The sequence below is a fragment of the Humidesulfovibrio sp. genome (genome assembly GCF_035560995.1).
GTDB lineage: Bacteria > Desulfobacterota > Desulfovibrionia > Desulfovibrionales > Desulfovibrionaceae > Humidesulfovibrio.
Genome location: NZ_DATMYK010000024.1, coordinates 1 through 7,791 on the forward strand (window position 1 = coordinate 1; position 7,791 = coordinate 7,791).

11 protein-coding genes are annotated in these 7,791 nt (G+C 67.1%); all 11 read right to left on the bottom strand.

All coding sequences use genetic code 11. The annotated features are described in order from the left end of the window. Positions 1 to 185, bottom strand: a 185-nt coding sequence (locus tag VN419_RS00720; RefSeq protein ID WP_325643394.1) for a hypothetical protein, incomplete at its 3' end; no start/stop codon positions are given. Then, positions 182 to 784, bottom strand: a complete 603-nt coding sequence (locus VN419_RS00725) for a chemotaxis protein CheD (protein ID WP_325643396.1) — start codon at positions 782 to 784, stop codon at positions 182 to 184. The genes VN419_RS00720 and VN419_RS00725, both read right to left, overlap by 4 nt. Positions 785 to 787: 3 nt before the next feature. Continuing rightward, positions 788 to 1,183, bottom strand: a complete 396-nt coding sequence (locus VN419_RS00730) for a hypothetical protein (protein WP_325643398.1) — start codon at positions 1,181 to 1,183, stop codon at positions 788 to 790. A gap of 32 nt (positions 1,184 to 1,215) precedes the next feature. Next, the gene (locus VN419_RS00735) at positions 1,216 to 1,584 is read right to left on the bottom strand and encodes a hypothetical protein (RefSeq protein ID WP_325643400.1); all 369 of its coding nucleotides are present in this window, start codon (positions 1,582 to 1,584) and stop codon (positions 1,216 to 1,218) included. 18 nt (positions 1,585 to 1,602) lie between these two features. Next, positions 1,603 to 3,759, bottom strand: a complete 2,157-nt coding sequence (locus VN419_RS00740; RefSeq protein WP_325643402.1) for a LamG domain-containing protein — start codon at positions 3,757 to 3,759, stop codon at positions 1,603 to 1,605. Positions 3,760 to 3,768: 9 nt separating this feature from the next. Further along, entirely contained in the window at positions 3,769 to 4,287 is a 519-nt protein-coding gene (locus VN419_RS00745) for a type II secretion system protein (RefSeq protein ID WP_325643404.1), read from the bottom strand. A 9-nt stretch (positions 4,288 to 4,296) separates the two neighbouring features. Continuing rightward, on the bottom strand, positions 4,297 to 4,710 hold the full coding sequence (locus VN419_RS00750; protein WP_325643406.1) for a prepilin-type N-terminal cleavage/methylation domain-containing protein: 414 nt from the start codon (positions 4,708 to 4,710) through the stop codon (positions 4,297 to 4,299). A gap of 9 nt (positions 4,711 to 4,719) precedes the next feature. Continuing rightward, positions 4,720 to 5,226 (bottom strand): prepilin-type N-terminal cleavage/methylation domain-containing protein, encoded by a 507-nt coding sequence (locus VN419_RS00755; protein WP_325643410.1) that lies wholly within the window; start codon positions 5,224 to 5,226, stop codon positions 4,720 to 4,722. Between the two features lie 77 nt (positions 5,227 to 5,303). After that, the gene (locus tag VN419_RS00760; RefSeq protein WP_325643412.1) at positions 5,304 to 5,462 is read right to left on the bottom strand and encodes a hypothetical protein; all 159 of its coding nucleotides are present in this window, start codon (positions 5,460 to 5,462) and stop codon (positions 5,304 to 5,306) included. Positions 5,463 to 5,653: 191 nt separating this feature from the next. Next, entirely contained in the window at positions 5,654 to 6,661 is a 1,008-nt protein-coding gene (locus tag VN419_RS00765) for a D-alanine--D-alanine ligase family protein (protein ID WP_325643414.1), read from the bottom strand. Further along, positions 6,658 to 7,791 (bottom strand): KamA family radical SAM protein (locus VN419_RS00770; RefSeq protein WP_325643416.1); only part of this gene is annotated, 1,134 nt, incomplete at its 5' end. The genes VN419_RS00770 and VN419_RS00765, both read right to left, overlap by 4 nt.

Genomic DNA, 7,791 nt, shown 5'->3' on the forward strand with positions numbered 1-7,791 from the left:
GTGAAGGCCTGCGCATCGTGGGGCAGGCGCGAGAGGATGACGGCGGTTTCAGTGGGGGCGTTGGCCTGGGGGGCCTGCGCTGGCTGGGCGGCCGTGGCTGGCGTCCTGGCCGTCAGGCAGGCCGCAAGGCCGGCCAGCAGGCACAAGACGAGGATCGGCAGCGCGCGTGGGCGTTGCGCGCTCACTCGCCGCCCTCGCGCCGCTTGCCTCCTGCAAGGGCCGCCTGCTCAAGCGCTTCCTGCTTCTGTCTGGCAATGGCGCGGCGGGCCAGCTCCGGCGTCAGGTAGCTCACCCAGACCTCCCCCGTGGCCGTGGCGAAGAACAGCTTGCGGCCCTGCGGCCCCAGCACGTCCTGCCGCGCCGGGGCGAGGCCGTGGGCGGCCAGGGTGGCCAGGGCCGCCTCCACGTTCTTGCGGCCCACGTCGAGCATGTCGCGCAGGCCGGGCTTGAACGAGGCCTCCAGGGTGTTGGCCCCGCCGAAGATTTTGACCGTAAGCTCCTGGGCGGGCATGCCCGCGGCGGCGAAGCGCTCCAGCATGGAATCCACGGCCAGGTCGGCGAAGGTGCAGGTGCGCGACTGCGACGTATTGCGGCGCAGGCCCCTGTCCGGCAGCATGGCGTGGAACATGCCGCCCGCCTTGCGGCCCGGATGGTGGAAGGTGACGCAGACGCAGCTGCCGAGCACCGTGGTGAGCAGCACGGGTTTGAGGGCGAAGGCGCAGTCGCCGATGCTGACATGCCCCAGGGGCAGGCTGGAATGTTCCGGGCGTGGCGGCAGGCTCATGGCTTACTTGTGGATGATGATGTCGCCGTAGATGGCCTTGCCGCTTTTGGGCCCGGCCCCGGGCTTAGCGGCGGGCGCGGGCGCGCTTTGGCCGCCTGCCGCGGCTCCGGGGCGCCCAACGGCCTCCAGGGCCGCGGGGTCGTGCGTCAGGGCTTTCAGGGTGTAGGGGGAGATGTCGCCCTGGGCGTCGACGGCCTTTTTGAGCTTTCCCACTACCTCAGGGTCGCTTGCGGCCTTGAGGGCAGTGTCTTCCGCTTGCTGGGCGGTCTGCTGGGGCGACGACTGGGCGGCCTGGGCCTGTCCTGGCTGCCTGGGCGCGGCCCAGACCGGCTGGGTTGGGGCGGCCAGGGCCATGAGGAGGGCAAGGGCCGACGTGGCCGCTAACTGTGTCCTGCGCATGGGCGCTCCTCTTTTCCGGTCCGTGGGCCGCATCATTTGTGGATCACGATATCGCCGTACATGGCCTTGCCGCTTTTGGGGGCCGCGCGTCCAGCGGGCTGCGGAGCGTCGGCCCGCGCGGTTGCCTGGCCTGGGCTCTGCGTGCCCGGCTGCAGCACCGGGCCTGGAAAGGCCTTGCCGCTTTTGGGGGCCGCCTGCTGCTGGCTGCCCTCGGCGCTTTGCCCGGAGTTCAATTGGAGGTCCTGGCTGATGGCCTTCTGCTGCTCCTGCTCTGTCTGGGCCTTGGCCTTCAGGGTTTCCTGCAGAATATCCGCCGCGGCGAGGGGGGCGGGGCGCAAAAGCGCCAGGGCCAGCGCGAGGGCGGGCAATGCCGCGGGCATCTGGTGTAGGCGGCGAAACATGACAGCTCCTTGGGACCGTTAGGGCTTGCCCGTGGCCAGGGCGGTGACGTTCGCCTGGGTCAGGGCCGTCTTGTACAGGTACACTTCGTCGATGATGCCGGCGAACTTCGTGGCGCCTGCGTTGGCCGCGCCCAGGTAAAGGCTGGTGGCCGTACTTTGGGCCGTATTCGCTGCCACGCTGGTGTCTTTGGTCCCATTGACGTAGATGGTCAGCGGTGTGGAACTGTTTTGCCAAGTGACCGCCACGTGGTACCAGGCGCCTGCTAACGGGCGGATCGTGGAGATGACCTCCGTGTAGCTATTGCTCGCGGTGCCGTAGCGCAGCCGGAAACGCAGGTAGCCGTTGCTGTCGATATATAGGCCGTAACATTCGCTGGTGCGTCCGGTCTCGCCCTTGTGCAGCAACCACACTCCTGTCTGGGCGCTGGTCATGTTGAACCATAGGGAAACGCCGCCCATCGTGGTCAGCTGAGCGGCCGCGTTGCTTGCGGCGCTCACATAGGTGCTGCCGTTAAAGTAAAGCGCCGCGCCGTTGTTGTTCTGTATGCCCGGCACCCAGCGCACGGTGCCGTTGATGGTGCCGGTGACGCCATTGCCGCTGGCGTCGGTCACGCTGCTGCCGATGTTGTTGTACATGGGCCAGTAGACGCTGGCCCCGCTGGGGGCCGTACCGTAGGTGGGCTGGGCCTTCTTGAAGGCCAGGTTGAAGTTGCCCACGGTGATTTTCTGGGCATAGTCTCCCGTGGCTTCGGTCCAGCCGAAGAAAATCTTGTTCATCTTCGCGTGGTAGTCCGCGTTCAGGAAAACCACCTGCTGCATGGTGGGAGTCGTGTTGTAGTCTGTGGTTACTGTTTTGAAGGCCGCATCCGGATCCGTGTCGGTTATCCAGGTTTTGAGCACGTAGCAGTAGGTTGCGCCGGAGCTGGCCGTGGTGAGGCGCGTCAGTTCGTAGCGCATGAAGTACTTTGTGCCTCTGCGCAGCCAGTTGAGCGGAGTGCTGGGGTAATAGACGCCGAACAGCCCGTTGCCGGAATCGTCCGGATCGTTGGAGGCCACCGGCTCTGTGGAGGTGCCCGTGCCTGCGCCGTGCTTGTTGTCGTCGTAGGTTATGCCGCTTCTGGTCACCGTTGTGGTGGCGTTGACCGTGACGGTTTGGGACGCCGGAGTGGGGCTGGAATTCGATCCCCAGAACACATAGGCCAAATGGTCCGGGCTGTTATTCTCATTGGCGTTAGAAAGTACGCTGACCTGGGTGGGGTCGCAGCGTGAGGCCGCAAGAAACACGGAGGTGTTGGGCGTTGTGGCGCAGCCGCCGTTGTACCAGGTGTCGAACTCCAGGCCGATTTTTGGCGGTTGGATGCCCTTGCCCGAACCGGTGGCTGTGCCCGGTCCGGCCCAGCCCATGAGCTCGCCCATGTAGGGATCGCCGCCCACCGACCCGGGAGCGTTCGTCACCGCGCTTATGACGCCGAACACCAGCCCGTCCGCGCGGGAGGCCGGGTTCCATTGCACGTCGAAATAGGCGCGCAGGCCATTATCCATGGTGCAATTGCCGTTTACGCAACCGATGGTGGCGTTGCCCGCGTACCAGATGGCCGCGGCGTTGTGCTCTCCCTTGTCGACCGTGCCGAAAGTGATGGTCTTGGTGCTGGCGTCCACGCTGATGGGGTTGGTGGACTGCAGCGCACTGGTGAGCATGAAGTCGTCCGCGAGGTTGGAGAAGTCGACTACGTCCTTCACCTTGGGCAGGTTCACCGTGCCGCTTTGGGATGAGGTGGAGGCGGTGATGTTGGCGCAGCTTTTGCCGATGCTGGTGACTGTGGCCGTTTGGGCGCTGGAGTTGTAAGTGACGGTTAAGGTGAAGCTCAGGCCCTTGGTCGCGTCCACCACGTAGGCCCCGTGCGCGGTCATGTCCGCGGCCGCCGCGGCCACGGCCGTTGCGTCGTTCGCCGCGCGCAGGCGGGCCATGGCGTAGCGCATGCCGGACTCCGCCATGTACCGGCACGAGGTGGCGCAGTTGGGCGCAAGCACGCTGCTCACCACCGAGCTGAAGCGCCCCACCCCGGCCATGGCCAGCACGCCGAAGGCCACTAAGGCTATTGCCAGATAGACCGCGATGCTGCCGTGCTGGCCGTGGGCGGACGGGGCGTCATGCCGGGGGGCGTGCGTGGGCATGCTGGGCTCCTAGCTCGTCACCGGAGTGATGATGGTGTTGCGCGGTTTTACCGTGATGGAGAAGGGCGCACTGGTCCCGGTGAGGGTGAAGGTGACGGTGAAGGTGATGTCGTACGTGGCGCTGGTCCCGCTGGTGGTCATGGTGCAGGACTCCACGCCGTCCACCAGGGTGCGCGGCGTGCCGCCGTCTGTGGGGATGATGGTGATGGTCTTGGTTCCCGCGCTGTAGGCCAGGGTGCGCGCGTCGGAGAGGGCGGCCTGGCTGGAGGTGTACCGGATGCTGGGCGGACTGGAGGCGACAAGGGGAGCGCTGGCCGAGCCCGTGGGGCCGCCGTTCATGTCGCGCAGCTCCAGGCTGATGCGCTGCAGGGCGATCTGCCCGCGCTGGGCGTTCTGCTCCGCCTGCATGGCCGCAAGGTTGCCCCGCGCCCCGGTGGAGATGAAAAAGCCCATGAGCCCGCCGATGAGACCCAGTATGATCACCACGGCGATGAGCTCGATGAGGGTGAAGCCTGCCTGTCTGCGCATCCGCGGCACCTAGTAGTTCACGGAGTTGTCCGCGCTGCTGGTGCGTACCTGGGTCAGCACCGTGGTCAGGCTCACGCCGCTTTCAGTGACGGTGACCGTGAGCGCGTCCACGCCCTCGAAGTTGGCGTTGCGCGTCATGGTCAGGGTGGCGTTCGAAGGGTAGCGCGCGGCCACGGCGTCCAGCGCGCCGCTGGTGCCGCTGTTCACGCGCTGCGAAAAATAGGCCGTGATGGTCTCCATGGTGGCTTCGGCCTGGGCCGCGCCTTTGGCGGTCATGAGGGGCGTGCCGCTGCGCATGAGCTGGGTGCCCATGAGGTTCACCACCACCACGCCCAGAAAGCCCGCCACCACGATGATGACGATGACCTCGACCAGGGTGAAGCCGCGCGCGCGGTCCGGTTTGTGTGCGTTCTGCGCCTGCACCGCGTCTCCTTAGGGCACGAAGCCGGTTTCCGGCGTTACGTAAAGACTGTCGCTCTGCCCGCCGGCGGTGATGGTTATCGTGGCGTTGGTCGAGAGCTTCGCCAGAGGGCTGCCGCTGTAGGGGATGCCGAAGCGGTCGAAGGCGATGGTGAACGCGTTCATGGCCATGTTTTTGTCCGTCAGGGAAATGGTTGCGGACTTCTCGCCGGGCAGGAGCAGATACGTGCTTGGGGTCGCGGTGTCATAGGCCCAATAAGTGGAGTTGCTGCACTGCAGCGCCAGGTAGCTTGCGCCGGACTTCATGGCCTTGAGCTGGATGTAGCGCAGCTGCGCGCGCACCTCGCTCATGCGGGCGGGGAGGTCGCTGTTCAGGGTGTTGCCCCGGGTGGCGATGAGGGCGGAGAGGATGCCGATGATCAGGAGGACGGTGATCACCTCGACCAGGGTGAACCCGCCGCAGGGTGCGGTGTGCGGTGTTTGGTCGTGCTGCCGCGCTCTGCTCTCGTCCTGGGTCATGGCGCCTCCGCGCGGGCTGATGCAATATCCGCTCCCCGGGGCGGCCGGAAAAAACCGCCGCCCCGGAGGCCGGGGCCTTAGGCCTTGCGGATTTCCACGCGGCCGGTGGTGATGGAGCGGATGTGCTGCTCGCGCTTGAGCTCCACGTCCAGAAGCTTGGGCGAGGAGAACAGCACTTCTTCTTTCTTGCCGTTGATGAGGACCAGCTGGTAGCTTTCGGGGGCCTTTTCGCTCATGTTCACTCCGTTTTGCGCCGCTTTCGCGCGTTGTATGTGGATGGTTCCGCCGCGGCGGGCGCCACGCGCCGTTTGCGGGCCGGGCCGCGCAGGGCGGGGGACGGCGGGCCTTGCGGTCCTCCGCCCTCTTCGGGCAAGTCGTAAAAATACCCGTTCGCGCCGTCCTTGGCAAGATGCTCCTTCAAGGGGCGCTAGCGCCGGGCCTTGCGCTCCTTGTCCGGGTCCAGGGGCAGGCGCTCCAGGGCCGACTGCACGATCATGCGCAAGAGGTCCTGGTAGCTCACGCCGTTCATGCTGCACAGGATGGGCAGGTCGGAAATCTTGGGGTTCAGCCCGGCCAGGGGGTTCACTTCCAGGAAGTTCGCCCGGCCTTCGGCGTCCAGGCGGATGTCCACCCGGCCGCCATCGCGGCAACCCAGCCCCCGCCAGACGTCGAGGGCCAGTTGGGCGGCCTCGGCGGCCTCCGGCCCCTCCACGGGCAGGTATTCCACCAGGGTCTCGAAGTTGGCCTTGTTGCTGTACGAGTACGCGCCGGGCTCGGCCTGGCGGGAAAGCGCCACCTCCATGACGCCCAGCGGGCGGGCCAGCTCGCCCGTGCCCGCTATGCCCACGGTGAACTCCCGGCCGGGCAGGTATTCCTCCACCAGCACGGGCTGCTTGAAGCGCTTCAAGAGCGCCCGGCACACCGCCGTCAGTTCCTTGCGGTCCGTGGCCTTGGAGGCCGCGCAAATGCCCTTGCCCGTGCCCTCGGCCACGGGCTTGGCGAACACGGGGTAGGGCAGGCGCACGCTCGCCACGTCCTTTTCCGTGCGCACCAGGGCGAAGTCCGGGGTGGGCAGGCCCAGGTCGCGCACCTGGCGCTTGCAGGCCGCCTTGTCCAGGCACAGGGCCATGACCAGCGGATCGGAGAAGGTGTAGGGAATCTGGTAGGCGTCGAGCAGCGCGGGCACCAGGGCTTCGCGTCCGGGGCCGTGCAGGCCCTCGGCTATGTTGAACACGAGATCCCAGCGGCGGCCCTTGGCCAGGGCGGCCACCAGGGATTTGACCGAGCCCACGGCCTCCACCTCGAAGCCCAGGGCTTCCAGGCCCAGGCGCAGGGCCTCGATGGTGTCCTCCTTATCGAATTCCGCGGTCTCCTCCTCGCTGTAGCCTTCGGCGAGGTATTCCGAACGCAGATCATAAACCAGTCCGACGTTCATGCCGCCCCCTTGTTCGCCTTTGGGACCATGACCAGGCCCGGAACGCTTTTCACCGCCGCGCCCGCCGGATCGGGGTAGCGGTATGTTCCGCCCGCGTAGTTCTGCAGCAACAGGTCAGAGCCAGAATAGCCCAGGGTGTAGTCCGGCGCCAGGGGTATCTTGCCGCCGCCTCCCGGCGCGTCGATGACGAAGGTCGGCAGGGCGTAGCCGGAGAGCCTGCCCCGCAGGGCGCGCAGCATCTCCACCCCGCGCGCGGCGGGCGTACGGAAGTGGGCCGAGCCGCTGATGGGGTCGCATTGGTACAAATAATACGGCCGCACGCGCAAGGAGAGCAGACCCTGGAACAGATGCCCCAGGACGCCGGGATCGTCGTTGACGCCGGAGAGCAGCACGGTCTGGCTGCCCAGGGGGATGCCCGCATCGGCCAGGCGGGCGCAGGCGCGCCGGGTGTCGTCCGTCAGTTCGTCCGGGTGGGCGAAGTGCAGGCTCATCCACAGGGGATGGTGCTTTTTGAGCATCCTGGTCAGCGCCGGGGTTATACGCATGGGCAGCACTGCGGGCACCTTGGTGCCGATGCGCACGATCCGCACGTGTTTGATGGCCCGAAGCCGCGTGAGCAGCCAGTCCAGGGCCTCGTCGGGCATGGTCAGAGGATCGCCCCCGGAGAGCAGCACGTCCTCCACCTCCGGGGTGCGGGCGATGTAGTCGAGCCCCTTTTGCCAGCGGGCGCGCAGAGAATCCTGGCGGCCCGCTCCCGTCACGGAAGCTCCGCCCACCGGAACTCCACCCACCGCGACCCCGCCCATTTGGCGCGAGCGCGTGCAGTAGCGGCAGTAGGTGGAGCAGAAGTCCGTCACCAGAAACAGCACGCGGTTGGGATAGCGGTGCACAAGGCCCGGTACAGGGGAATGGCCGTCCTCGCCGAGGGGGTCGTCGGCCTCGCCCGGGGCGCGCACGGCCTCCCAGCAGGAGGGCAGCACCATGCGCCGCAGCGGCTGGGCGGGATTTTTCGGGTCGAGCAGGCGCGCGTAGTAGGGCGTCACCGCCAGGGGCAGGGTGGCGCGCGTAAGCCCCATGGCGCTGGTTTCCGCGGGGGAGAGGTCCAGAAGCCCGGCCGCGCGCTCCAGGCT